The 25,853-nt window shown below is 69.0% G+C and carries 20 protein-coding genes, 1 tRNA gene and 1 pseudogene; 9 read left to right on the forward strand and 13 right to left on the reverse strand.

The window, feature by feature from the left end; all coding sequences use genetic code 11:
• Nucleotides 1-82: 82 nt before the first annotated feature.
• Together AC3WSN_RS15570 and AC3WSN_RS15575 are read right to left on the reverse strand one after the other, a co-directional pair.
• Complete coding sequence (locus AC3WSN_RS15570; RefSeq protein ID WP_492539104.1) at nucleotides 83-2,299, reverse strand: sensor histidine kinase; 2,217 nt, start codon at nucleotides 2,297-2,299, stop codon at nucleotides 83-85.
• 55 nt (nucleotides 2,300-2,354) lie between these two features.
• Complete coding sequence (locus AC3WSN_RS15575) at nucleotides 2,355-2,645, reverse strand: Rdx family protein (protein WP_192707819.1); 291 nt, start codon at nucleotides 2,643-2,645, stop codon at nucleotides 2,355-2,357.
• Between the two features lie 296 nt (nucleotides 2,646-2,941).
• Here AC3WSN_RS15575 and AC3WSN_RS15580 point away from each other — a divergent pair.
• Together AC3WSN_RS15580 and AC3WSN_RS15585 are read left to right on the forward strand one after the other, a co-directional pair.
• A tRNA-Val gene (locus AC3WSN_RS15580) sits at nucleotides 2,942-3,016 on the forward strand.
• A gap of 146 nt (nucleotides 3,017-3,162) precedes the next feature.
• Nucleotides 3,163-4,695, forward strand: a complete 1,533-nt coding sequence (locus AC3WSN_RS15585; protein ID WP_192707650.1) for an acyl-CoA carboxylase subunit beta — start codon at nucleotides 3,163-3,165, stop codon at nucleotides 4,693-4,695.
• 36 nt (nucleotides 4,696-4,731) lie between these two features.
• On the opposite strand, the gene AC3WSN_RS15590 is transcribed toward AC3WSN_RS15585, so the two are convergent.
• Both AC3WSN_RS15590 and AC3WSN_RS15595 read right to left on the reverse strand, forming a co-directional pair.
• The gene (locus AC3WSN_RS15590) at nucleotides 4,732-5,160 is read right to left on the reverse strand and encodes an ABC transporter ATPase (protein WP_492539106.1); all 429 of its coding nucleotides are present in this window, start codon (nucleotides 5,158-5,160) and stop codon (nucleotides 4,732-4,734) included.
• Nucleotides 5,161-5,299: 139 nt separating this feature from the next.
• Nucleotides 5,300-6,220: a metallophosphoesterase gene (locus tag AC3WSN_RS15595; protein WP_492539108.1), complete on the reverse strand. Its 921-nt coding sequence runs from the start codon at nucleotides 6,218-6,220 to the stop codon at nucleotides 5,300-5,302.
• 199 nt (nucleotides 6,221-6,419) lie between these two features.
• On the opposite strand from AC3WSN_RS15595, the gene hemC reads away from it, so the two are divergent.
• On the forward strand, nucleotides 6,420-7,343 hold the full coding sequence (gene hemC / locus AC3WSN_RS15600; protein WP_492539110.1) for a hydroxymethylbilane synthase: 924 nt from the start codon (nucleotides 6,420-6,422) through the stop codon (nucleotides 7,341-7,343).
• 10 nt (nucleotides 7,344-7,353) lie between these two features.
• Nucleotides 7,354-8,223: a PhzF family phenazine biosynthesis protein gene (locus AC3WSN_RS15605; RefSeq protein WP_492539112.1), complete on the forward strand. Its 870-nt coding sequence runs from the start codon at nucleotides 7,354-7,356 to the stop codon at nucleotides 8,221-8,223.
• Nucleotides 8,224-8,230: 7 nt separating this feature from the next.
• Here AC3WSN_RS15605 and AC3WSN_RS15610 read toward each other — a convergent pair whose 3' ends face one another.
• From AC3WSN_RS15610 to crtI, 3 genes are read right to left on the reverse strand one after another with little or no spacing between them, the layout of a single operon-like run.
• Nucleotides 8,231-8,359, reverse strand: coding sequence for a hypothetical protein (locus AC3WSN_RS15610; protein ID WP_492539114.1), 129 nt, complete (start codon nucleotides 8,357-8,359; stop codon nucleotides 8,231-8,233).
• A 9-nt stretch (nucleotides 8,360-8,368) separates the two neighbouring features.
• Nucleotides 8,369-9,439: a phytoene/squalene synthase family protein gene (locus AC3WSN_RS15615; protein WP_492539116.1), complete on the reverse strand. Its 1,071-nt coding sequence runs from the start codon at nucleotides 9,437-9,439 to the stop codon at nucleotides 8,369-8,371.
• Entirely contained in the window at nucleotides 9,420-10,943 is a 1,524-nt protein-coding gene (gene crtI / locus AC3WSN_RS15620; protein WP_492539118.1) for a phytoene desaturase family protein, read from the reverse strand. Before crtI ends, AC3WSN_RS15615 begins: the two co-directional genes overlap by 20 nt.
• A gap of 271 nt (nucleotides 10,944-11,214) precedes the next feature.
• On the opposite strand from crtI, the gene fcl reads away from it, so the two are divergent.
• The 3 genes from fcl (at nucleotide 11,215) to AC3WSN_RS15635 (ending at nucleotide 14,004) form a co-directional block, all read left to right on the forward strand.
• Nucleotides 11,215-12,186, forward strand: coding sequence for a GDP-L-fucose synthase (fcl, locus tag AC3WSN_RS15625; protein ID WP_492539120.1), 972 nt, complete (start codon nucleotides 11,215-11,217; stop codon nucleotides 12,184-12,186).
• A gap of 96 nt (nucleotides 12,187-12,282) precedes the next feature.
• The gene (locus AC3WSN_RS15630) at nucleotides 12,283-13,317 is read left to right on the forward strand and encodes an SGNH/GDSL hydrolase family protein (protein ID WP_492539122.1); all 1,035 of its coding nucleotides are present in this window, start codon (nucleotides 12,283-12,285) and stop codon (nucleotides 13,315-13,317) included.
• A gap of 3 nt (nucleotides 13,318-13,320) precedes the next feature.
• Nucleotides 13,321-14,004: a GDSL-type esterase/lipase family protein gene (locus AC3WSN_RS15635; RefSeq protein ID WP_492539124.1), complete on the forward strand. Its 684-nt coding sequence runs from the start codon at nucleotides 13,321-13,323 to the stop codon at nucleotides 14,002-14,004.
• On the opposite strand, the gene ilvD is transcribed toward AC3WSN_RS15635, so the two are convergent.
• Entirely contained in the window at nucleotides 14,005-15,834 is a 1,830-nt protein-coding gene (ilvD, locus tag AC3WSN_RS15640) for a dihydroxy-acid dehydratase (protein WP_492539126.1), read from the reverse strand.
• Between the two features lie 127 nt (nucleotides 15,835-15,961).
• Between ilvD and ade the strand changes: the two genes are divergently transcribed.
• A complete protein-coding gene (gene ade / locus AC3WSN_RS15645; RefSeq protein ID WP_492539128.1) occupies nucleotides 15,962-17,683 on the forward strand; it encodes an adenine deaminase in 1,722 nt (573 codons plus the stop codon).
• Nucleotides 17,684-17,770: 87 nt separating this feature from the next.
• Nucleotides 17,771-18,196 carry an organic hydroperoxide resistance protein gene (locus tag AC3WSN_RS15650; protein ID WP_192707639.1) on the forward strand — a complete coding sequence of 142 codons (426 nt, stop codon included), beginning with the start codon at nucleotides 17,771-17,773 and terminating at the stop codon, nucleotides 18,194-18,196.
• Nucleotides 18,197-18,523: 327 nt separating this feature from the next.
• On the opposite strand, the gene AC3WSN_RS15655 is transcribed toward AC3WSN_RS15650, so the two are convergent.
• The 5 genes and pseudogenes from AC3WSN_RS15655 to AC3WSN_RS15675 all read right to left on the reverse strand — a co-directional run bounded on the left by AC3WSN_RS15655 (nucleotide 18,524) and on the right by AC3WSN_RS15675 (nucleotide 25,849).
• Nucleotides 18,524-19,360 carry an HTD2 family dehydratase gene (locus AC3WSN_RS15655; protein ID WP_492539130.1) on the reverse strand — a complete coding sequence of 279 codons (837 nt, stop codon included), beginning with the start codon at nucleotides 19,358-19,360 and terminating at the stop codon, nucleotides 18,524-18,526.
• A 1-nt stretch (nucleotide 19,361) separates the two neighbouring features.
• Nucleotides 19,362-20,509 (reverse strand): annotated as a pseudogene (locus AC3WSN_RS15660) (acyl-CoA dehydrogenase family protein).
• Nucleotides 20,510-20,519: 10 nt separating this feature from the next.
• Nucleotides 20,520-21,269 (reverse strand): SDR family oxidoreductase, encoded by a 750-nt coding sequence (locus AC3WSN_RS15665; protein WP_492539132.1) that lies wholly within the window; start codon nucleotides 21,267-21,269, stop codon nucleotides 20,520-20,522.
• 42 nt (nucleotides 21,270-21,311) lie between these two features.
• Nucleotides 21,312-22,448: a CaiB/BaiF CoA transferase family protein gene (locus tag AC3WSN_RS15670; RefSeq protein WP_492539134.1), complete on the reverse strand. Its 1,137-nt coding sequence runs from the start codon at nucleotides 22,446-22,448 to the stop codon at nucleotides 21,312-21,314.
• Nucleotides 22,449-22,684: 236 nt separating this feature from the next.
• Nucleotides 22,685-25,849, reverse strand: a complete 3,165-nt coding sequence (locus tag AC3WSN_RS15675; RefSeq protein WP_492539136.1) for an efflux RND transporter permease subunit — start codon at nucleotides 25,847-25,849, stop codon at nucleotides 22,685-22,687.
• Between the last annotated feature and the right edge of the window lie 4 nt (nucleotides 25,850-25,853).

A 25,853-nucleotide genomic window follows, 5' to 3' on the forward strand; every position in this document is an offset into this window, starting at 1 on the left:
GAAGCAGGTCAGCGGCGCTCCAATCACCGAACGCGCTACCCGGGTCGCCTCGCTGCGCTCGCGATGACGCCGCCTCTGCCACCTACCCTGCCAGGGGAAGCGGCGCGATCCGAGTCGGGGCGGCGACGCTCTTCCGCTCGATCAGGCCCGGCGGCGGCACCGGCGCGTTGATGGTGCAGACCACGCCGCTCGGCTCGTAGGACAAGGTCACCTCGCCGGCCAGCTCCCGGGCGAGACTGCGCTCGATCAGACGTGAGCCGAACCCGGTGCGGGTCGGCTTCTTCACGAGCGGCCCGCCGCTCTCCGCCCAGCGCAGGAACAGGTGCGACTCCGCCTCGCGGCGCACCGTCCAGGCGATCTCGACGCAGCCGCCCTCGGTTGAGAGCGCCCCGTACTTCACGGCGTTGGTGCCGAGTTCGTGCAGCGCCATGGCGATCGAGAGCGCGAGCCGCGGCGGCAGGCGCAGCGCCGGCCCGATCACGCGGAACCGGGAGGCGTGGCCATCGCTCGCCTCCAGAGGCCGGATCGCGTCCGCCACCACCGCGGAGAGTTCGGCGCCCTCCCAGCTCTCGCGGGTCAGGACGTCGTGCACGCGGGCAAGGGCCAGGAGACGCGCCTCGAACGCGGCCCGGGCGGCGTCGGCCTCGGCGCCTTCGAGGCCGCGCAGGGACTGGGCTGCGATCGACTGGACGGTTGCCAGCGTATTCTTGACCCGGTGATTCAGCTCGTGGATCAAAAGCAGCAGGTGTTCCTCGGCGTTCTTCGCGTCCGAGATGTCGATGTTGCAGCCCGTATAGCCGAGGAAATTTTGGTCATCGTCGAGGCGCGCGACGCCCTCGCATTGAAGCCAGCGCACAACCCCGTCCTTGTCGATGACCCGGACCTCGATGCGGAACGGCAGGCGTTCCGCGAAGGCCTCGCCGAAGGCTGTCCGGAAGGTCTGAAGATCGTCCGGATGCACGATCCGATGCCAGCCGTCGTCTGCAAACTCCGCCGCGGGCAAGCCGAACACGTGCTCGAAATGCAGGTTCGCGAAGCTGACCGCGCCGGTCTCATCGGTCATCCAGATCAGCGCGGGCGCCGAATCGGCCATGTGGCGGAACCGGGCCTCGCTCTCGCTGAGGGCAGTCAGGCCGCGCCGCGTGTCGGCGAGCGCGCGGTCGCGCTCCTCCTCCCGCGTCCGCAACCGCAGCGAGGCATCCGACAGCACCGCGCCGAGCCGCTGGATCTCATGGACCGGCGAGGGCACGCGCGGGATGGCCTCGCCGCGGGCCAGGGCCGGTCCGGAGGCGGCAAGCAGGCGGAGCGGGCGCGACACCCGCGACCAGAGATTGACCGCGAGCAGCGACGAGGTGGCGAGCACCAGCAGGCCGAAGCCCGCGAAGGCCCAGATCCAGCGCCGGACCCGCGCGTCGACGATGCTTTGCGGGATGCTGGTGGCGACCATCCAGCCGGTCAGCCGCGAGCGCGCCTCGATCACGACCACGGGCTTGTGCTGGCGATCCTGGCCCTCCCACACGCCCGGCGTCGCCGTCTGAACCTGTCGCAGGCTTGCGAGCCGCTGACGGCCGATCACGGCATCGGGATCCGGCAGGCGCGCCATGACGATGCCGGAGCGGTCGCTGATCCCCGTCGTCCAGCCCGGGACGACTTCGCGCGACAGGATGCCCTGGAGCCGCGCGAGCGGCACGGTGAAGCTCAAGATGTAGGCGACCTCCCCGTCCATCATTACGGGCACGCCGACCGCGTAGGACGCCTCTGCGGGGGTCGGGCCCGGCACGTAGCCGCTCACCGTCGCCCGCTGGGTGCCCCGGGACAGTTCCTGATCGAACGGCAGCGGAACCACCGGCAGCGGCGCGGTGCGCGGGACGCCGGTATTGACCACTTCCTGGCCGTTGGGGCGCCGGAGCAGCACATCCAGGTCGATCGACTCACGCACGAGGCGGGCCTGCGCGTCGAAGGCCTCGAAGTCGCCCTGGCGGATCCGCGGCGAAGTCGCCAGCGTCTGCAGGACGGAGACCAGACCGGCCGTGTCGCGGTCGAGGGATAGCCCGATCCCGCGCACGTTCTCGCGGGCGTCCTGCTCGAACCGGGCCCGCTCCGCGGAGGCGTAGCGCATCAGCAGGATGCTGGTGAACAGCAGGCCCGGGCCGATCAGGGCGATCACCAGGGCGACCAGGTAGACCTGCGTCGAGAAGCCGTTGCCGGAGAAGCGGTGGATCCGCCGCGACAGCCAGGATCGGCGCGCGGGAATCACCGCCGGAACGCCGCCGCCCTCGGACTGGTGATCCGGACTCAAGCGGGGCCCGCCCCCGGCCCGCGGTGCCCCGCGGGCTCCTCGCCGTTCCCTCGCCTCATGACCGGTCGATATGGCCGAGATCGCGCTCCGGGTCGAGGTGGTCCCGGACCCGTTGCTTCAGCGCCTTCACGTCGGGGAAGCCGCCATCGCGCACGCGCTCCCACAGCAGCGCACCGCCGAGCTCGATGCGGAACGCGCCGCCTGTCGCGGGGATCAGGGCGACCTCGCCCAGATCGTCGCGGAAGGTCGAGAGCAGCTCCTGCGCCATCCAGGCCGAGCGCAGCAGCCAGTTGCACTGCGTGCAGTAGGTGATCGCGACGCGCGGCCGGGTCACCGGTGCCTGCATCTCGGTGGTCACGTCGCTGTCGGGCTCCGCGCCCGCTGGCCTCTCGTGCATGGCGGAACAGCGCATTGCGGGCCCCGCCTTGTCAACTGCACGGCATCTGGGCGGCCGCACTTCCGGTGCGGGCTCATACATCGCAGTGTCGGATTTCGGACGGCTGCGCCGCTTCAGAGCGCAGGAACGTCGCGCGCCGTGCTTGACGTCCCGGGCCGCCGCGCCCTAGAAGGCCGGCCACCGGGTCGCCGCGCCTACAAGCGCTGGCAACCATAGGGCGTCCGCTGACGGCGGTGCGCCGGTACGGACGGTTAGCACAGCGGTAGTGCGTTCCCTTCACACGGGAAAGGTCGCAGGTTCGATCCCTGCACCGTCCACCATCCCCCCTCCCCCGAAAATCTGACAATCGCGTCGGTTTGCCACCCGAAACGCGCGTGCTAAGGGCGCACGATCGGCGAACGCATAAGCTTGGACCCGGCCCGTTCCGGGTTGCGAGTCACGGGCAGGGAAAGGGGCGGAAACGGCCATGAAGGATATCCTCGACAAGCTCGAAGAGCGGCGGGCACAGGCCCGGCTCGGCGGTGGCGAGAAGCGCGTCGAGGCTCAGCACAAGCGCGGCAAGCTGACGGCGCGGGAACGCATCGAGCTCCTCCTCGACCATGGGTCGTTCGAGGAATTCGACATGTTCGTGCAGCATCGCTCCACCGATTTCGGCATGGAGAAGCAGAAGATCCCCGGCGACGGCGTGGTCACCGGCTGGGGCACGATCAACGGCCGGACGGTCTTCCTGTTCTCGAAGGACTTCACGGTGTTCGGTGGATCCCTCTCGGAGGCGCATGCCCAGAAGATCGTGAAGGTCCAGGACATGGCGCTGAAGATGCGGGCCCCGATCATCGGCATCTTCGATGCCGGCGGCGCGCGCATCCAGGAGGGCGTGGCGGCGCTCGGCGGCTACGGCGAGGTGTTCCGCCGCAACGTCATGGCCTCGGGCGTGATCCCGCAGATCTCGGTGATCATGGGCCCCTGCGCGGGCGGCGACGTCTACTCGCCCGCCATGACTGACTTCATCTTCATGGTCCGCGACACGAGCTACATGTTCGTCACCGGTCCCGACGTGGTGAAGACCGTGACCAACGAGGTCGTCACCGCCGAGGAACTCGGCGGTGCCAAGGTGCACACGACCAAGTCGTCCATCGCCGACGGCTCTTTCGAGAACGACGTCGAGGCGATCCTCCAGATCCGCCGCCTGCTCGACTTCCTCCCCGCCAACAACATCGACGGCGTTCCAGAACTCGAGAGCTTCGACGATGTCGATCGCCTCGACATGTCGCTCGACACGCTGATTCCCGACAATCCCAACAAGCCCTACGATATGGGCGAGGTAATCCGCCGCGTGGCGGACGAGGGCGACTTCTTCGAGATCCAGGCCGCCTACGCGCGCAACATCATCACCGGCTTCGGACGCATCGAGGGCCGGACCGTCGGCTTCGTCGCCAACCAGCCCCTGGTTCTGGCCGGCGTGCTCGATTCGGATGCGTCGCGGAAGGCCGCCCGCTTCGTGCGCTACTGCGATGCGTTCGGAATCCCGATCGTCACCTTCGTGGACGTGCCGGGCTTCCTGCCGGGCACGGCGCAGGAATATGGCGGCCTGATCAAGCACGGCGCCAAGCTGCTCTTCGCCTATTCGCAGGCGACCGTGCCGCTGGTGACGATCATCACCCGCAAGGCCTTCGGCGGCGCCTACGACGTCATGGCGTCGAAGCATGTCGGCGCCGACGTGAACTATGCTTGGCCGACGGCGCAGATCGCCGTGATGGGCGCCAAGGGCGCGGTGGAGATCATCTTCCGCAGCGAGCTCGGCGACCCGGAGAAGATCGCGGCGCGCACCGGCGAGTACGAGGACCGGTTCCTGTCGCCGTTCGTGGCGGCCGAGCGCGGCTACATCGACGAGGTGATCATGCCGCACTCGACCCGGCGCCGGATCGCCCGGGCGCTCGGCATGCTCCGGACCAAGGAGATGGAGCAGCCCTGGAAGAAGCACGACAACATCCCGCTCTGAGGCGGGATCGTGTGCCGGCGGCGCTGGCCGCCGGCCTCAGCTCCGGTTGCTGTTCTCGATCACCGCGCAGAGCGTCAGGGGGCCCTTGTCCGGCGAGACCATCGCCGAGCAGGTGACGCGCGCTCCGCCGAGATCGATGTTGCTGTGCCGCAGCTTCGTGGCCGTGGCCTGGGCGCGGTGGGCGGCGTCCGTGATGACCGCGGCATCGATGCCCGTGACCGCATGCCCGGCCTGACCGAACAGATCGTAATAGCTGTCCGGCGGGTTCGCGCCGCGGAATTGAGCGCCGACCGAGGACAGGTCCACGCCGCCGCAGGCCAGCGTCAGGGTCATGTCCGGCCCGGCCGTGAAGCTCGCGTAGTCGCTGCGACGCTCCGCGGCCTTGGCTGAGGTCTCCGCCGTGACCTTGTCGACAAGCGCGTCGCAGGATTGTGCGTGAACGGAAGCGTGGCTGGTCGCCAGCATCACGAGAGCCAGACAGGGAACGATTGCGCGCATCGGGGCGAGGTAGCGCGGCGAGCCCTGGAAAACGAGCGCCGCGGCGTTCGGGCGCGGGGCTGCTCCGATTTGCGCGCGTCACGGTCGCGGAGGGTACCGTCCTCGGTCAGGCGCCGGCGATGGCCAGATTCGGATGGCCGAGTTCGAGGAGGACGATCTCCGGCGGCACGCCGAACCGCATCGGGATGCGACTCATCCCGAATCCGCCCGACACGATCATGTGCCGGCCGTCCTGGACGACGTGGCCGTACGAATAATCGTGGCCATAGATTTTCCGGATCGCAGGCGAGCGACCGAAGATCCGGACCTGCCCGCCATGGGTATGGCCGGCCAGCGTGAGGGAAACGCGGTCGGGGAGGTCCATGAAGATGTCGGGCTCGTGCGCCATCAGGATCACCGGCGCCGAATCGGTGACAGCTGCGAGGGTGCGCGGCACGTCCGCGTAGCTGACGGATGTCCAGACGTCCTCGAACGGCTGCTGGTCGGCGAGGCCGGCAATCCAGAACGGGCGTCCATCCTTGGTCAGGCGCAGCGCCTGGTTTTCCATGACGGGGATGCCGCGCGCCTCCAGTAATCCTTTGACCGCGGGCGGCCCGCGACGCGTCTTCTGGACGGCCTTGTCGTCCCACCAATCGTGATTGCCCAGGATCGCGTGCGTTCCGAGCGGCGCCTTCAGATCTTCCATCATCCGGGCGAACTGAGCGAGGGGCAACTTGCGCCACGCGATCTTGCCTGCCGGGTAATCGCCGAGCAGCAGCACGAGATCGGGCTTGAGCGCGTTGGTCGCGTCGACGATCTCCGCGACGCGGTCGAACGGCATGAACGGCTCGCAGACATGGAAATCCGCGAGCACCGCGACCCGCAGGCGCAAGCCCGGATCCCAGTTCGGCAGCGCGGGCGCGTAGGACGTGACGACCAGCCGGTGCATCGGCTCGACGTCGAAGGCGTAGACCCCCGTTGCGGCCGCCAGGCCCGCGCCCGCGCCGAGCCCGGTCAGGAACTGCCGTCGGCTCGGCAGAATCAGCATCGCACCATACCTGTTCGCTCTGGAGGTCGCCGCGATCCCCTAGCTGCGCAGTCCGGCGAAAGCGGGGCGCCGCTGCGCCGGGTCCGGTGGGCCTGACGGCGACTTGTTCAGCACGGTGAAATGAGGCCGCGGAGCGTGGCCTGTCGCCGAGGTCGGTCTATAAGGCACTGTCCCGTCCCGCGAATAGACCCGGAACCAGATGTTGAACCGTCCCCTGCGCATCGGTACCCGCGGCTCGCCGATGGCCCTTGCCCAGACAGGCATGGTGCGCGACCGGATCGTGGCCGCCAATCCGGGCCTGGAGACCGAGCTCGTCGTCGTCACCACGGTGGCCGACAAGATCCTCGACCGGCCGCTCTCCGAGATCGGCGGCAAGGGCCTGTTCACCAAGGAGCTTGAGCAGGCGCTGTTCGCCGACGAGGTGGACGTCGCGGTGCACTCCATGAAGGACGTGGAGACGTGGCTTCCCGACGGACTGACCATCGCCTGCATCCTGGAGCGCGATGACCCGCGCGACGCGTTCCTGTCTCCGCACGCGGACGGATTGGCGGGCTTGCCGGAGGGCGCGCGGGTTGGGACCTCGTCGCTGCGCCGCGGGGCGCAGGTGCTGATGCACCGGCCGGATCTTCGTGTCGTTCCGCTGCGCGGCAACGCGAACACCCGGATGCGCAAGCTCGAAGCCGGCGAGTGCGATGCGACCCTGCTGGCCCTGGCCGGCCTGCAGCGCCTCGGACTGGAAGGGATGGCGCGCAGCATCCTCCCGGTCGACGAGATGCTGCCGGCCGTGGCGCAGGGCGCTTTGGGGATCGAGTGCCGATCCGGCGACAGCGCGATCCACGAGGTCGTCGCGCCGATCGCCTGCGCCCGCACGACCACCGCGATCGCGGCGGAACGGGCGCTTCTGGCGGAGCTGGACGGGTCGTGCCGGACGCCGATCGCCGCTCTGGCGCGGATCGACGGCGAGACGCTGACCCTGGACGGTCTGCTGTTCCTGCCGGACGGCAGCCGTCACTGGGCGGTCACCCGCCAGGGCCCGGCCGTCGACGCGGAGCGCATCGGCCGCGAGGCCGGCGCCGTCCTGAAGGCCGAAGCCGGCGAGACCTACACCCGCCACCTGCAGTAAAGGCCAGCCCATGCCGGACGTGACCCTGGTCGACGTGTTCACCCATGGCGGACGGGGCGGTAACCCCTGCCCCGTCGTCGCGGACGCGCGCGGCCTCGACGCCGAATCCATGCGGGATGTCGCGCGGCGCTACGGCCATGAATCGGGCTTCGCGCTGCCATCGGACGACGGGGCTCACGACCTGCGTTTCCGCTTCTTCGTGCCGAACCACGAAATGGAGATGTGCGCCCACGCGACGATCGGCACGCTCTGGGTTCTGGCTCGGGAGGGGCGGCTGCCGGATTCGACTGTGCGGATCGCCACCGGCAGTGGCGCGGTGACGGGCTTCGTGGCGCCGCGCGGCGACGGGGACTGGACGATCGCGATCACGCAGCCGGCCGGCAGCGTCCGTCCTCTCGCCGGCGAGGCGGAGGACGCGATCCTGACATCCCTGGGGATCGATCGCGGCACCCTGGCGGACCGTCCGGTCCACAACGCCGTGACGTCCCGCGTGAAGACCCTCGTCCCGATGCGTGATGCCGCCACGCTCAATGCCCTGGCGCCGGAATCCGACGCCGTCGAGGCCGCCTGCACGCGGATCGGCTCGACCGGGCTCTACCCTTACGCGGTGCTGGACGGACCGGCGCGGCTGTTCGAGGCGCGGCAGTTCCCGCGGGCCTCGGGCTATCCCGAGGACGCGGCCACCGGGATCGCCGCTGCCGCGCTCGCTTTCGGGTTGCTGGAGGACGGCCTCGTGGCGCCGGATGACCGGCCGATCCGCATCCTTCAGGGCCGGGCGATGGGCCGGCTGTCGGAGATTCGCGTCCGGCTCGGCTTCGCGGACGGACGCGCGATCGGCTGCCTGCTGGAGGGCGATGTCGCGCTCAACGCGACGCCGTAAAGGCGGATCACTCTGATCGTCCATCGCGGTCGCGTCGGATGCTCCGCCGGACGGCGACGAGCTGCCAGACGCCGATGCCGAACACGACCAGGAAGACGAGGCCGAGATCGAGGGCGGCGAAGAGCCGGTCGCCCATATCGGAGCCTCAGAGCGAGGCGGAGCGGCTGAACGCCTCGCGCTCACGCATGCGCTCGATCAGGTCGAGCACGTGTACGACACGGCCGCCGACATCCCACCACGGCCTGAGCGCCGGGCGCTGGCGGGCAGGCGTCAACGGATGGCGGCCGACCGCCTCGATCAGAAACGCAGCTTCCGGAAGCGCCGCAGCCGTAAGGGATGCGGAGACGGCGGGCTCGCGCATCGCGCGAGCGATCAGCACCGCCTTGCGGGCGCCACCGACCCGGGCGCGACGCGTGACCGAATCGTATCCGTTCGCCGCAATCCGGCGCCCGATCTCGGCATATATCAGGCCCGCGGCCCGGATCGCCGGACGGCACTGTGCCGGGAGCACGGTGATCCCGGCTTCGGCCCGCGCATAGAGGCCCTCCGCCTCAAAGAGGAGGCGGGCCACGACTCCGGACAGCGCGGGGCTTGGTTGCGGGTCGGCCATAAACGCGTCCGGGTTGAGACCGGCCGCCCGCATCCAGTCGAGTGGAAGGTAGAGCCGACCCATCCGGGCGTCCTCGCCGACATCCCGCGCGATGTTGGTGAGCTGCATCGCGGCACCAAGATCGCAGGCGCGGGCGAGCGCGTCCGGCTCGCGGGCACCCATGATCAGCGCCATCATGGCCCCGACCGAACCGGCGACCCGGGCGGCGTAGCCGTGAACGGCGGCCAGATCGGCGTAGCGCCGTCCGTCCGCATCCCACGCGAAGCCCTCGATGAGGGCGCGCGGCAGGGTCTCGGGGATCGCGTAGGCGCTGACGATGTCCGAGAACGCGCGATCGGCCGCCGAATCGGCCGGCTGGCCGGCATAGGCGCGGCTGATCCGGCCATCGAGGCGGGTGACCGCGTCGCGCCGGTCGGCCGGGCTCGGCGCCTCGTCGACGAGGTCGTCGGAGAGCCTGCAGAAGGCGTAGAGCCCGTAGGCCGCCTCGCGCACATCTCCGGGAAGCAGCCGCCCGGCCGCGAAGAAGCTCTTCGAGCCTGTGCGGATCGCGGCCCGGCAGGCGGTCCGGTCGGCCGCGGCGGCGAATTCAGGCGGTAACGCGGGCATCGGGCACCACGCTGTCGAGGATACGGGCGGAGGAGAGCACACCGGGCAGACCGGCGCCGGGATGCGTGCCGGCGCCGACGAGGTAGAGATTTCGAACGGCGCCCGACCGGTTGTGCGGTCGGAACCACGCGGATTGTGTGAGCACCGGCTCCAGTCCGAAGCCGGAGCCGCGGTAGCTCAGGAAATCGTCCTGGAAATCCTTGGGTGTCGTCACCTTCGAGGTCACGAGGGCATCGGACAGGCCAGGAAGGACGCTGGTTTCCAGAATCCTGGCGATCCGCCGTCGGTACGGTTCGGCCAGCGCGTCCCAATCCTGTCCGCCCGCGAGATTCGGCACCGGTGCGAGCACGTAGAACGCGTCGCACCCGGCGGGCGCCAGACTCGAATCCGTCGCCGTGGGCCGATGCAAGTAGAGGCTCGCATCGTCCGCCAGCCGCTTCCGATCGAAGATGTCGGCGAGCAGCCCACGGTACCGCGGTCCCAGCAGGATCGTGTGGTGATCAACCTCCGGATAACGGCGGCTCGTGCCGAAGTACCAGACGAACAGCCCCATTGAGGAGCGAGCGCGGCGGAACCGACCCGCGCTCCAGCGCTGCGGCTGCGGAAGGAGCTGCGCGTGCGTCACCGCCGAATCGGCGTTTGAGACCACCACATCGGCTGCGATCGTCTCACCGCTCTGAAGCTCGACGCCCGTCGCCTCGCCCCGCTCCACGCGGATGCGGGCCACATCGACACCGAGGCGGACGCGGCTGCGTTGGCTGCGGATCAGCCGCACCAGACCGTCGACGAGCTGGCCGGTCCCGCCCATGGCGAAATGGACGCCCCAGCGCCGTTCCAGATCGGCGATTAGGCAGTAGATCGCGCTGGCCCGGAACGGGTTGCCGCCGATCAGCAGCGGATGGAAGCTGAAGACCGTGCGCAGCCGCTCGTCACGGATGAAGCGGGCGACCACGTCGTGGACCGAGCGGTGTCCGGACAGGCGAAGCAGATCCGGGGCGATCCGCAGCATCGCTCCGACCTTGTCGAAGGGCACGTGACCGAGCTGCTCGAAGCCGATCTGGCAGACCGCCCTGCTATGGGCCATGAACCGCTCGTAGCCAGCGACATCGTCTGGCGCGACGCGCGCCACCTCGGCGCGCATCTGCTCCGGGTCGCCGTTGTAGGCGAAGGAGGAGCCGTCGGCGAACCGGATCCGGTAGAACGGATCCATCGGCACGAGGGTGACGTCGTCCGACAGCCGGCGCCCGGCGAGGTGCCAGAGTTCCTCGAACAGCTGCGGCGCGGTGACGATGGTTGGTCCGGCATCGAAGGTGAAGCCGTCCTGCCGATGCACCCGTGCGCGGCCGCCGGCCTGCGTGAGACGCTCCAGCACCGTGACTCGATAGCCGCGCGCGCCCAATCGAACGGCCGCGGCCAGGCCGCCGAAGCCGGCTCCGATGACCGCGGCATGGGGCCGTCGGTCGATCTCCTGCCTCACCTTCTGGTCAGGTGCGAGTGTCAGCATGAGTTGACACTAGCGCGGCAGTTTCCGGCCATGCAAGCGGGAAAGGTGTCAACCTGCTGCGGTACACGTTCGTCTTGCGCCCCATTGGCAGGCCGGAGCGGGATCATGCCGGGGCGAACAAAGATCGGCTGCGGCCCTTCCGCCTTCGCGCAAGGCCCGTCGTGCACAGGCGGATCGCCTCACAAAACACGTGTTTGCGCGGAGATATCCGGCCGCAGGACGGCTATAGAGCCTCGGCAGGCCAAGTTTTTGGCAGGGAAGCGGAAGCGTGATGGACGGTCGTGGAGAGACCATCTTCGTTGCGGGCCATCGTGGGATGGTCGGCTCGGCGATCGTGCGCCGGCTGCGGGAACTCGGCCACGCGCGCGTCCTGACCGCCGACCGGCAGGCGCTCGATCTGCTCGACCAGGCGGCGGTCCGGCAGTTCTTCGCCGAGCACCGGATCGATCAGGTCTACCTCGCGGCCGCCAAGGTCGGCGGCATCCACGCCAACAACACCTATCCGGCCGAATTCATTCACGACAACCTGCTGATCCAGACCAACGTCATCCATGCCGCCCACATGAGCGGCGTCGACCGGCTGCTGTTCCTCGGATCGTCGTGCATCTACCCGAAGCTCGCCGAGCAGCCGATGCGCGAGGATTCGCTGCTCACCGGGGTACTGGAGCCGACCAACGAGCCCTACGCCATCGCCAAGATCGCCGGCATCAAGATGTGCGAGAGCTACAACCGCCAGTACGGGCGGCGCTATCGCAGCGTGATGCCGACCAATCTGTACGGGCCGAACGACAACTTCCACCCAGAGAACGCCCATGTCCTGCCGGCGCTGATGCGGCGCCTGCACGAGGCGAAGGCTGAGGGCCGCGCGACGGTCACCGTATGGGGGACCGGCCGGGCGATGCGGGAATTTCTCCATGTCGACGACATGGCCCGCGCCAGCGTGTTCGTGATGGAGATGGACGACGCGCTCTACGCGGCGAATACGCGTCCGGACCTGTCGCACATCAATGTCGGTACGGGGGAGGATTGTACCATCCGCCAGTTGGCCGAGGCGCTGGCGCGGGTGATCGGCTACGAAGGCGATCTCGCGTTCGACGCGACGAAACCCGACGGCACGCCGCGCAAGCTGATGGACGTGTCGCGGCTCACCGCCATGGGCTGGCGGCCGCAGATCGGCCTGGAGGATGGATTGCGCCAGACCTACGGCTGGTTCCTGGAGAACCACGCCAGCCTGCGCGGCTGAGCGGCTGACCTTTCGGCCTCGCCCGCGCCTTGGCGCGGGGCTGGGCAGCCCACGATCATTGCACACACGATCATCCGCTCGGGAAGGAGCCGGATCATGGCCCAGCGGCCGTCTGACGAGACCGAGAATGCGAGGCGGCGCGAATTCCTGAAGAGCTTCCGGAACTTCGACGCGAATATCCGCTTTCCGGCGCCCTATACTCACTTTGCCGGGAAGCCGCTCACGGCGGCGGACAAGGGCTGGCGTTATGACGCCCTGGGCTATCGCAACGACATCCATGCAGATGCGCGGCCGGCTTCCGAGACCCTGCGGGTGTTCGTCGTCGGTGACAGCACCCTGGTCGACGGGGAATCCTTCGCCGATACCGTGCCCGGCCGGCTTGAAACCGGTCTGAAGCGCGTCCACGGCGAAGGCGCACGCGTCTACAATTTCGGCGCCATCTCGGCCTGCCTGAATCAAATGATCGCTCTGATCACGACACGGCTGATGGACCTTCAGCCGGACGTGATCCTGATCGTTGGCGGCGGCACCGATATGCTCCAGCCGTGGAGCTTCGATCCGCGCGCCGGCTATCCCTACAACCACTTCGCCAACGAATGCCTCTACGACTACGTCTTCGATCCCAGAAAGCAGGATGGGGAGGCGCAGGATCTCACGTTCGACGGCCTGCAGGCGCAGATCTTCCAGCGTCTCGAGAACCTCCGGGCGCTGACGAACTGGCAGTCGGACCTGTGGGAATGGGAAGTGGTGCGGCAGTTCGAGCTGTCGCTGAAGCGGCTCCAACGGCTCGCCCCGGGCATCGGCGCCACAATCCGCTTCCTGCTCCAGCCGGCTGTCGTCCGTAGAGCCGAACGGGTCGGCGACGAGGCGCGCGCCGCTTCCGGCGAATTCCTGGCCTATCTCGACCGGCAATACACGCGGTGCGAGAGCGTGCTGTCCCGCCTCGACGCGGCGCCGATCCCGAGTGCGGCTTTCGGAACGCGAGATCTGAGCCGGATCTTCGAGACCGACAGCCGTCCCATCTTCACCGACGTCGTGCATATGACCTTCGATGGCCGGCAGATGATGGCCGAACGGCTCCAGGAGGAGGTCTCCGCTGCGCTCGGCGGCGCGGTGGAGTTGGGCGCGTAGACTTTGGCCGAGCCCGTCGTCTTCATCGGTGACTCGATCACCGAGCTGTGGGGCTTTCACCGGGCCGGCACCTTCGAGGCCTACGACCTTATCCCGCGCGGCGGATCCGGCCAGACGGCGCGCTGGATCACCATGCGCTTCCGCCGGGACCTTGAGGAGACGGGGGCCAAGGGCGTCCATCTCCTCTGCGGCGTCAACGACATCGGCCGCAACGAGGGTTTCTTCGTCCCCGCCGAGGAGATCGCCCGGACTTTGGCCGGCATGCTCGATGAGGCGCGGGCCTTAGGCGTGAAGACCTGGATCGGCTCGATCATGCCGGCGGCGCGGATCCCCTGGAATCCGGAGGTGCAGGATGCGCCGGCCATGATCGCGGCGGTCAACACGTGGTTGCGCGACCACGCCCACGAGCACGGCGCGACCTTCATCGATTACCATGCCGTGCTGGCGACGGAGACGGGCGCGCTGCGCCCGGAATACGGCACGGACGGGCTGCATCTCAGCCCCGCCGGCTATGAGGCGATCGAGCCGCTGATGCTCGCTTCCCTCGGACGCATCCCGCGGCCGGTCCCGGCCATCGAGGCTGTCGCGCCGTCGGCGAAGCGCCGCCTGGGGCGCCTCGCCGGCATCGTGGTGGCGGCTGCGGCCGTATTGGCTGCCGTCGCCGCCCTCGTTCTCAGCGTCCGCTGATCAGACCCGGCGCACCGCGCCGTGCGCCGCGCTCGTCGTCAGCATGGCGTAGGCGCGCAGAGCCGCGCTGACCTTTCGCTTCCGCAGGCTTGCCGGCTGCCAGCCCGCTGCCTCCTGAGCGACGCGCCGCCGCTCGAGCTCGGCCGGCTCCACCTCCAGACGGATGCTGCGGGCCGGGATGTCGATGGCGATGGGATCGCCGTCGCGCACCAGGCCGATCAGCCCGCCCTCGGCCGCCTCCGGCGAGACGTGGCCGATCGACAGGCCCGAGGAGCCGCCGGAGAACCGCCCGTCGGTGACCAGGGCGCAGGCCTTCCCGAGACCCTTCGATTTCAGGTAGCTCGTCGGGTACAGCATCTCCTGCATGCCGGGGCCGCCGCGCGGACCCTCGTAGCGGATCAGCACCACCTCGCCGGCCTTGACCTTGCCGTTGAGGATGCCGTCGACGGCAGCGTCCTGGCTCTCGAACACCCGGGCCGTTCCGGTGAAGGTCAGGATCGAGGCGTCGACGCCCGCGGTCTTCACGATGCAGCCCTGCTCGGCGAGGTTGCCGAACAGAACGGCAAGCCCGCCATCCTGCGAATAGGCGTGCGCCGCGTCGCGGATGACGCCGGCCTCGCGGTCGAGATCGAGCTCGTCGAACCGGGATTCCTGGCTGAACGCCACCTGGGTCGGCACGCCGCCCGGCGCCGCCCGGTAGAAGGTCTGGACCAAGGCAGACGGTTGACCGCCCACGTCCCAGCGGGCGAGCGCCCCGCCCAGCGTACCGGCCGAGACGTTGCCGACGCTGGTGTCGATCAGGCCCGCCCGGTCGAGTTCGCCCAGGATACCCATGATCCCGCCGGCGCGGTGCACGTCCTCCATATGGACGTTGGCGACCGCCGGAGCGACCTTGCACAGCACCGGCACCCGCCGGGACAGCCGGTCGATATCGGCCATGGTGAACGGAACCTCGCCCTCATGGGCGGCGGCCAGCAGGTGCAGCACCGTGTTGGTCGAGCCGCCCATGGCGATGTCGAGGGTCATCGCGTTCTCGAACGCCTGGAAGCTCGCCACCGCCCGCGGCAGCACGCTGGCATCGTCCTGCTCGTAGTGGCGGCGGGCGAGATCGACGATCAGGTGGCCGGCCTCGACGAACAGGCGCTTGCGGTCGGCATGCGTGGCGAGCACCGAGCCGTTGCCCGGCAGCGCCAGCCCGAGCGCCTCGGTGAGGCAGTTCATCGAGTTCGCCGTGAACATGCCCGAGCACGACCCGCAGGTCGGGCAGGCCGAGCGCTCGATCACCGCGACGTCTTCGTCGGAGATCCGGTCGTCGGCCGCCGCGATCATCGCGTCGACGAGGTCGACCTTCTTGGCGATGCCCGGAAGCTGAACCTTGCCGGCCTCCATCGGGCCGCCGGAGACGAACACGGTCGGGATGTTGAGGCGCAAAGTCGCCATCAGCATGCCGGGGGTGATCTTGTCGCAATTCGAGATGCACACCATCGCGTCGGCGCAGTGCGCGTTGACCATGTACTCGACGGAATCGGCGATCAGCTCGCGGGAGGGGAGCGAGTACAGCATCCCGTCATGGCCCATCGCGATGCCGTCATCGACCGCGATGGTGTTGAACTCCTTGGCGACGCCGCCCGCGGCCTCGATTTCCCGGGCGACCAGCTGGCCGAGATCCTTGAGATGAACGTGGCCCGGCACGAACTGGGTGAAGGAGTTCACCACCGCGATGATCGGCTTGCCGAAATCGGCATCCTTCATGCCGGTGGCGCGCCACAGGCCGCGGGCGCCGGCCATGTTGCGGCCGTGGGTGGTGGTGCGGGAGCGATAGACGGGCATCGAGAGCTTCGACTGGTTCAAAGGTGAGGGGCTTCTGCGCCCGCACCCGCGCCATCGCAAGCGTCGCCGAAGGCCCTGCACCCGTGGCATGCTCCTGGCGGATGGCAGTGCGGAGGGGATTAGATCGATGACAGAGGTGGAGTTCCTCCGGCAGGCCATCGCGCAGGGTCAGGGCTTAGCCGAGGCCGACCTCGTCCTGAAGGGCGGCCGATTCCTCGACCTCGTCACCGGCGACCTCGTCGCGTCCGACATCGCGATCTGCGGCGATCGTATCGTCGGGACTTTCGGCGCGTATCGCGGCGCGCGGGAGATCGACGTGGCCGGCAGGATCGTCGTGCCGGGATTCATCGACACGCATTTCCACGTCGAGTCGTCGCTGATGCCGCCGCAGGAATTCGAGCGCTGCGTCCTGCCGCACGGCGTCACCACGGGCATCTGCGACCCCCACGAGATGGCCAACGTCCTCGGCACCGAGGCCTTTGCGTGGTTCCTCGCCGCGTCGGAGACCCTGGCGATGGACCTGCGGGTGCAGCTCTCCTCCTGCGTCCCGGCCACCGACCATCTGGAGACCTCGGGCGCGCGGATCGACGCGCAGGACCTCCTGGCCTTCGCCGGCCATCCCAAGGTGATCGGGCTCGCCGAGTTCATGAACTTTCCCGGCGTGCTGGCGGGCGATCCCGGGGTGCTGGACAAGCTCGCGACCTTCCAGGGCCGGCACATCGACGGCCACGCGCCGCTGCTGCGCGGCAAGGGCCTCAACGGCTATATCGCGGCCGGCATCCGCACCGAGCACGAGGCGACCACGCCGGAAGAGGCCCTGGAAAAGCTGTCCAAGGGCCTCACGGTGCTGATCCGTGAAGGCTCGGTCTGCAAGGATCTGCACGCGCTGGCGCCGATCCTGACCGATCAAACGGCGCCGTTCCTGGCCTTCTGCACCGACGACCGGAATCCCCTCGACATCGCCGAGGAGGGGCATCTCGACTTCGTCATCCGCACGGCGATCGCGCTCGGCGTCCCGCCGCTGGCCGCCTACCGGGCGGCGTCCTGGTCGGCGGCGCGGGCCTTCGGGCTGCACGATCGTGGCTTGGTGGCGCCCGGGCAGCGCGCCGATCTGGTCGTGCTCGACGACCTCGCCGCCTGCGCGGTCTCGCAGGTGTTCAGCGCCGGGCGCCCAGTGGATGCGGCGCTGTTCGACGCGCGGACCGCCATCGACCCCATCGGCCGCGGCAGCGTGCGGGCGCGGCGCGTCACCGAAGCGGATTTCGCCGCGCCGGGCTCCGGACCGTCGACGCCGGTGATCGGCGTCGTGCCGGGCAAGATCATCACCCTGCGCCACGACCTGACCCTGCCCTATTCCAGCGGCGAGCGGCGGATCGATCTCGATCAGGACGTCATCAAGGTCGCCGTTGTCGAGCGACACGGCCGGACGCCGCCGGGCGCAAGCGGAATCGGGGTCGCGTTCGTGAAAGGGTTCGGCCTGAAGCGCGGCGCCATCGCCTCTTCGGTCGGGCATGACAGCCACAACATCACGGTGGTCGGCGCGGATGACGGCGACATGGCCGTGGCGGTCAACCGCCTGGGCGAGATCGAGGGCGGCTTCGTGGTGGTCGAGGGCGGTCGCGTTCTGGCCGAGATCGCCCTGCCGATCGCCGGCCTGATGAGCCTGATGCCGTTCGATGACATCCGCAGCGCTCTCGTAACCTTGCGGGCCGCGGCGCGAAGCCTCGGCGTGGTCCTGCAGGAGCCGTTCCTGCAGGTGGCATTCCTGCCGCTGCCGGTGATTCCGCACCTGAAGATCACCGACCGCGGGCTTGTCGATGTCGACCGCTTCGCGCTGATTGACCCGTGAATTAGATTGCGCGCAATTTAAATTGAGCCTATGCAGATCCGAGCCGGCACCTACATGCCGACTCTCGTCCACAAACCGGAGACCGTCATGTCCGTAGACGTGAAGTACCGCACCACCGCCACCGCAACCGGAGGCCGCGACGGCGCCGCCCGGACGGCCGACGGCAGCTTCGAGGTGAAGCTCTCCACGCCGAAGGAACTCGGCGGCGCGGGCGGCCCCGGTGCGAATCCGGAGCAGCTCTTCGCGTCCGGCTACTCGGCCTGCTTCCTCGGCGCCATGAAGGCCGTCGCCCCGTCGCTGCATCTGAAGGTGCCGGCTGAGACCACCGTGACCGCCGATGTCGGCATCGGCCCGCGCTCCGAGGGCGGCTTCGGCATCACCGCCGACCTGACGATCAGCCTGCCGGGCCTCGACCGCGCCGAGGCGCAGAAGCTCGTCGATGCGGCGCATCAGGTTTGCCCGTACTCGAACGCGACGCGCGGCAACGTCAACGTCGGGCTGAAGCTCGCCTGATCGCTTCGTCATCCCGGGGCAGCACCGAGCGGCCCGGGATTCAGACACGCCGAGGCGCGCAGGTCAGCACCGACAGAGGCTCTGGATTCCGGGCTCGCCTTTGGGCGCCCGGAATGACGACGTGTCACCGGGTTGCCTGATCCGAAGCCCGGATCCAAGAAGCGGGTCGCAAGGATCCCGAGCAGTCTCGTACGATCGCTCCATCATCCCGGGGCCGCGGAGCGGAGCCCGGGATCCAGACCCGCCGACGCGGGACAGCTTGCACCGACAGCGCGTCTGGTTTCCGGGCTCGCCTGCGGCGCCCCGGAATGACGGCAGATTACCAGGCTACCCGATCGTCGTTCGCGCCCGCATGCAGACGCGGTCGGCCGCATCGAGCGTCACGCCCTCGAAACCTGCCTCTGTCAGCCGGCCGCACACGCGAAAAATCTGGTTCGCCGTCATTGGTGACACGCCGCGATAGCTGAACGTCGGCGGCACGGAGCCCAGCAGGGTCGCGGCGAGGTTCAGGAGCAGGCTCGCCTGCATCGGTCCGTGGACGACCAAATCGGCGTAACCTTCGACCTGCGTCGCGTAGGGCCGATCGTAGTGGAAGCGGTGGCCGTTGAAGGTCATCGCCGAGTAGCGGAACAGCAGGGTCGGCGACGCCAGCACCTCCCAGACCGCCTCATAGGCGTCGGGATCGTCGCGCTCGGGCGCGGCGGCCGTGCCGGTCTGCGCGTTGGCCGCCTCGCGATAGACGATGTCCTGCCGCTCGCGGATCGCGACGCCGCGTTCCGTCGCGACCGCGTGGTCCACGGTGACGAAGGCGAGTCTACCGCTGCGCCCCGCCTTGAACGCCACGTCCCGCACGGTCTCGGTGCGCGTGACGCGATCGCCCACGCGGAGATCGGCCAGCGTCTCGATCTGCCCGCCCGCCCACATCCGCCGCGGCAGCGGCACGGGCGGCAGGAACCCGCCCTTGGCGGCGTGGCCGTCAGGTCCGAGGGAATCGGCTGGTGGGGTCTCCGGGGCGAGGCACCAGTGCAGGGCGGGCGGCGCGATCCCGGCCGCGACCGGGGCGAGATGCGGCGCGAAGGTCGCGTTGAACTCGGCCATCAGGCGCGGGGTGACAAGGTCGGACGCCTCGCGGGTCCGCCCGATCCAGGCGGCGAAATCGGTCATGTCAGTAGGATCGCGGCAGGCAGAGCACGTGCTCGGACAGGTAGGCGAGGATCAGGTTCGTGGAGATCGGCGCGACTTGGTAGAGGCGCGTCTCGCGGAACTTGCGCTCGATGTCGTACTCCTCGGCGAAGCCGAAGCCGCCATGGGTCTGGATGCAGGCGTTCGCCGCCTCGAAGGAGGCGTCGGCGGCGAGCATCTTGGCCATGTTGGCCTCGGCCCCGGGATTGGCGCCGCCCTCGTAGAGGGTCAGCGCCTCGCGGACCATCAACTCGGCCGCGCGCATGTTGGCGTAGGCCCGGGCGATCGGGAACTGCACGCCCTGGTTGGCGCCGATCGGCCGGCCGAACACCGCGCGCTCCCTGGCATAGGCCCTCGCCTTGTCGATGAACCACTTGGCGTCGCCGACGCACTCGGCGGCGATCAGGATGCGCTCGGCGTTCATGCCGGACAGGATGTAGCGGAAGCCCCTGCCCTCCTCGCCGATGAGGTTCTGCGCCGGCACGCGGAGATTGTCGAAGAACACCTCCGTGGTGGCATGGTTCATCATCGTCCGGATCGGCCGGATGGTGAGGCCGTTGCCCGTGGCCTCGCGCATGTCACCAGGAGCACCGACAAACCGTCCGTGCGCTTCATGCCCTCCGTCCGCGGCGTCGTGCGGGCGAGCAGCAGCATCAGGTCCGAGTGCTCGGCGCGGCTGGTCCAGATCTTCTGGCCGTTGACGACGTAGTGGTCGCCCTCCAGGCGCGCCGTCGTCTTCAGGCTGCCGGTATCGGTGCCGGATGTCGGTTCGGTCACGCCGAAGGCCTGGAGCCGTAATCGACCCTCGGCAATGGCCGGCAGGTACGCGGCCTTCTGCGCCTCCGAGCCGTGCCGCAGCAGCGTGCCCATCGTGTACATCTGCGCGTGACAGGCGCCGCCGTTGCAGCCCGCGCGCTGCACCTCTTCGAGGATCGCGGCGGCCGCGGAGAGCGGCAGGCCGGAGCCGCCAAATTCTTCGGGGATCAGCACCGAGAGGTAGCCGCTCTCGGTCAGCGCGTTCACGAACGCGGTCGGATAAGCCATCTCCCGGTCGAGCTCCCGCCAGTACGGCCCCGGGAACCCGGCGCAGAGCTTGGCGACCGCCTCGCGGATCTCGGTGTAGGCTTCCATCGGGAGCTCCTCAGGCCGTGCGGCCGCCGTCGACGGGCAGATCAACGCCGGTGATGAACGCCGCCTCGTCGGAGGCGAGGAACAAAGCCGCGGCGGCGATGTCGCTCGCCTGCGACAGGCGGCCGAGCGGGATCGTGGCGATGAAGCGGTCGCGATTCTCGGGCGTGTCGAGGACGCCCATGAAATGCTCCAGCAGGCCGGTGGCGCCCATGACCGGGCAAAGGGCGTTCACCCGGATCTTCCAGGGCGCCAGCTCCAGGGCCAGCGACTTCGAGGCGAGGCTCGCCGCACCCTTGGAGGCGTTGTACCACGTGAGCCCCGGTCGCGGCCGCAGCGCCGCCGTCGAGCTGACGTTGAGGATTGCGCCGCCGCCCGCGTCGCGCATCAGCGGGGCGACTTCCCGGACGTAGTGGAAGATCGACTTCACGTTGACCCGGAAGACCCGGTCGAAATCCTCCTCGGTCACCTCCATCAGCGGCTTGTTGCGATGCGTCGTCCCGGCGTTGTTGACGAGGACGTGCGGCACCCCGAAGCGCCGCCGGGTTTCGGCGACGCTGGCCGCAACGTTGGCCGCCACGCCGACATCGGCGGCGATCGCCAGGGCCCTGTCGCCGATCTCCGCGGCGACCCGCTCGGCCGCAGCGCCGTCGATGTCCACGCACGCCACCCTGGCGCCCTCGGCGGCGAAACGCTGGGCGATGCCCGCCCCGAAGCCGCTTCCGGCGCCTGTCACGAGCGCGATCTTGCCGTCGAGCCTCATGGTCTCCTCCTAAAGGTGCGACCCACCGTCGTGGGGCGGCCCTCAATCCAAGCCGGCGAACTCCGCCCGGATCCGCGCACTGTGTTCGCCGATCGTCGGCACCGGACCGAGGGCGCGGACCCGGCCGTCGATCAGCACAGGCGGCGCGACGATGCGGGCCGGACCGGCCGGGGTCTCGACCTCCGCGCGGATCAGGGCCGGATGGCTGGCGAGATCCGACAGGGCGTTGACGAAGCCGTAGGCGGTGCCGGCCGCTTTCAGCCGGGCCGCAGCGGCGTCGCGGCTCAGCCGCACCAGGGCAGCACCGATGCGCAGATCGACGGCGGCGCGGTTGACCACGCGGGCGTTGTTGGACGCGAACCCCTCCGCCCGGGCGAGATCCGGCTCGCCGAGCACGCCCGCGCAGAAGCTCGCCCATTCGCGCTCGTTCTGGATCGAGATCAGCACCAGGCTGCCATCCGCGGTCGGAAAGGCGCCGTAGGGGCAGATCGACGGGTGGGCGAGGCCGACCCGCTTGGGCGCTTCCCCGGTGCCCTCGAAGTAGAGCAGCGGCACGTTCATCCAGTCGGCGGCGGCACTGAACAGGCTGACCTCGAGGGCGCAGCCCTGCCCGGAGATCCCACGGGCGATCAGCGCCTCCAGGATTGCGGCATGAGCATCCATCCCGCAGGCCACGTCGCAGACGGAGACGCCGACGCGTCCGGGTCCTGCCGGATGGCCAGTGATCCCGGCGAGCCCGCTCTCGGCCTGGACCAGCAGGTCGTAGGCCTTCATGTCGCTGTAGGCGTTGTCGGCGCCGTAGCCGGAAATGTCGACGGTGATCAGCCGCGGGTGGCGCGCGCGCAGCTCCGCGGCGCCGAAGCCCGCGCGGGCAGCCGCTCCCGGCGCGAGGTTCTGCACGAACACGTCGGTTTGCGCGAGGATCGCGTGCAGGAGGCGGGCGTCCGCGGGATTCTTGATGTCGGCGACGAGGCTCTCCTTGCCGCGATTGAGCCAGACGAAGTAGCTCGCCAGCCCGTTGACCGACGCGTCGTAGCCGCGGGCGAAATCACCCTCGGGGCGCTCGATTTTGATAACGCGCGCGCCGGCATCGGCCAGCCGCGAGGTGCAGTAAGGGGCGGCGACCGCCTGCTCCAGTGCGAGCACGGTCAGCCCTCGCAGCGGCAGGTTCTGGCGCATCCGGATCCTTCGACGTTGTGCGGCCTCGCAGGACCGACGCCGGATGAACTGGAACGGCGAATGGCCCCGCCAAGCGGGCCAGAGTGACAGGGCCGCCCGGCCGTCGGCTTCGGAGCGGCTGTCCCGGGGGGCTCAGCATTACTTCGAGGGAAGCGAAGCGATCGACATGCGCCACGGTCGCCGACGTCCCGCGGCCCTGGGTTGCTTCGCTCCGCTCGCAAAGACGGCGGTCGCGATTACTCCGCTGCTCGCAGCGCCGGCGGGCCGCGAACCTCCTCCACCGGCTCCGGATCATCGAGCGCGGTGTCCACCTCCTGCGGCTTGTCCCGGAACGACAGCCGGTGGGCCAGCCGATCGAGGTAGAGGTAGATGACCGGCGTGGTGAAGAGCGTGAGCACCTGGCTCACCGCGAGGCCGCCGACCATGGCGTAGCCCAGGGGCTGCCGGATCTCGGATCCGGTCCCGTGCGCGAACATCAGTGGAATGCCGCCGAGCAGGGCCGCCATCGTGGTCATCAGGATCGGGCGGAACCGCAGGAGGGCGGCCTGCCGGATCGCGACCTCGGGGCTGAGACCCTCGTCGCGCTCGGCCGCGATGGCGAAGTCGACCAGCATGATGCCGTTCTTCTTCACGATGCCGATCAGCAGGATGATGCCGATCAGCGCGATCAGGCTGAAATCGAACCCCGCCCACATCAGCACCGCCAGCGCCCCGACGCCGGCCGACGGCAGGGTCGACAGGATCGTGATCGGGTGGATGAAGCTCTCGTAGAGGATGCCGAGGATCAGGTAGACCACGAACAGGGCGGCCAGGATCAGGAGCGGCACGGTCGACAGCGATTGCTGGAAGGCCTGCGCGGTGCCCTGGAAGCCGCTGACGACCGTCGGCGGCACCTGCAAGTCCCGCATCGCCCGCCCAATCGCCTCCGTCGCCTGTCCGAGAGCCACATCGGGGGCGAGGTTGAAGCTGATCGTCACAGCGGGGAACTGGCCCTGATGGTTGACGGCCAGCGGCGCCACCGGATCGGTCGTCCAGCGGGCGAATGCTGCGAGCGGCACCTGTCCGCCGCCGTTCGGCGCCTTGATGTAGATCTTGTCGAGGCTCTCGACGCTCCCCTGCAGCGCCGGAAGCACCTCCAGCACGACGTGGTAGCTGTTCAGCTGCGTGAAGTACTGCGCAATCTGACGTTGGCCGAACGCGTCGTAGAGCGTGTCGTCGATGAGCTGGGGCGTGATGCCGTAACGCGAGGCCGCGTCACGGTCGATCGACAGCGTCAGGGTCGTGCCCCGGGTCTGCTGGTCGGTGGCGACGTCCCGCAATTCCGGCAGGGTCTTCATCTTGTCGAGGATGCGCGGCGCCCAGGCGTTCAGCTCGGCAAGATCCGGATCCTGCAGGGTGTACTCGAACTGCGTCCGCGAGGTGCGGCCGCCGGTGCGCACGTCCTGGGTCGCCTGGATGAAGGTCCGGATGCCCTCCACGCGCTCGAGCTTCGGGCGCAACCGGCCGATTACCTGGAAGGCGTTGACGTCGCGCTCGTCGCGAGGCTTGAGCGTGATGTACATGCGCCCGGAATTCAACGCCTGGCCGTTGCCGCCGAGCGACATGCCGACCGTGGCGACCGCCGGATCGGCCTGCACGATCGCGCCGATCTTCTCCTGCAGGGCCTTCATCGCCGAGAAGGAGATGTCCTGGCCCGCCTCGGTGACGCCGATCATGAAGCCGGTGTCCTGCTGCGGGAAGAAGCCCTTCGGGATCGCGACGAACAGGTAGCCGGTCAGCGCCAGCGTGGCGAAGAACACCAGCAGCGTCACGCGGCGGAAGCGCAAGGCGACGTCGAGGGCGCTCTCGTAGACCGCCAGCAGCCAGTCGAACCCGGCCTCGCTCATCCGGTAGAGGCGGCCGTGGCGCTCGGCATCGTGCGGCTTGAGCAGGCGCGAGGCCATCATGGGGGTCAGCGTCAGGGACACAAAGGCCGAGACCGCAATGGTCATCGATAATACGACGGCGAATTCGCGGAACAGCCGGCCTATGATGCCGCCCATCAGCAGGAGCGGGATCAGCACGGCGATCAGCGACACCGAGATCGACACGATGGTGAAGCCGATCTCGCCCGCACCCTTGAACGCGGCCTCCATGGGCCGCATCCCCTCCTCGACGTAGCGGCTGATGTTTTCCAGCACGACGATGGCGTCGTCGACCACGAACCCCACCGAGATGGTCAGGGCCATCAGCGAGAGGTTGTCGAGGGTGTAGCCCGCCATCCACATCAGCGCGCAGGCGCCGAGCAGCGCGAGCGGCACCGTCACGCTGGGAATGACGGTCGCCCAGAAGCTGCGCAGGAAGACGAAGATCACCCCGACCACCAGCACGATGGTGAGCATCAGGGTGAACTGAACATCCTCCACCGAGGCGCGGATCGTCTGGGTGCGGTCGCTCAGGATCCCGATCTTGATGGCGGCCGGGAGCGTGGCGGTCAGGCGCGGCAGCTGCGCCTTGATGCTGTCCACCGTGTCGATCACGTTGGCGCCGGGCTGCTTGAAGACCACGAGGAACACGCCCCGCTTGCCGTTGGTCCAGCCCGCCTGCTTGGTGTCTTCCGGGCCGGCAACCGCCTGACCGATGTCGCGCACCCGCAGGGGCGCGCCGTTCTGGTAGGCGACGATCACGTCGTTCCAGTTCTTCGCGACCGTGAGCTGGTCGTTGGCGTAGATCGTGTAGCTGTGGCTGCCGCCGTCGATGCTGCCCTTCGGGTTGTTGACCGTCGTCAGGGTTAACTGCGTGCGCACGTCCTCCATCGACAGGTTCTTGGCGACGAGCTTGGCCGGATCGAGCTGGATCCGGATCGCGGGCTTCTGCTGGCCGCCGATGAACACCTGCGCGACGCCCGAGATCTGGCTGATCCGCTGGGCGAGCTGCACGTCGACCGCGTCATCCACCTCGATCAGCGGCATGCTGTCCGACGTGGCCGAGAGCAGGAGGATCGGCGAGTCCGCCGGGTTCACCTTCCGGTATGTCGGCGGGGTCGGCAGGTTCTTCGGCAACTGGCCGCTTGCGGCGTTGATCGCCGCCTGGATGTCGCTGGCCGCCCCGTCGATGTTGCGGTTGAGATCGAACTGGACCGTGACGGTGGAGATGCCCAGCGAACTGGTCGAGGTCATCTGCGACACGCCGGGAATCTGCGAGAATTGCCGTTCCAGCGGCTGCGCCACCGAGGACGCCATGGTCTCCGGGCTGCCTCCGGGCAGCTGCGCCGTGACCTGGATCGTCGGGAAATCGACCTGCGGCAGGGGCGCGACGCCCAGCAGCGGATAGGCGACGATCCCGAGGAACAGGATGCCGACCATGATGAGCGTGGTCGCCACCGGGAACCGGATGAACGGTGCGGAGATGCCGCCTTTCATCGCC

It is taken from the genome of Methylobacterium sp. FW102-HT35C08 (assembly GCF_058790235.1).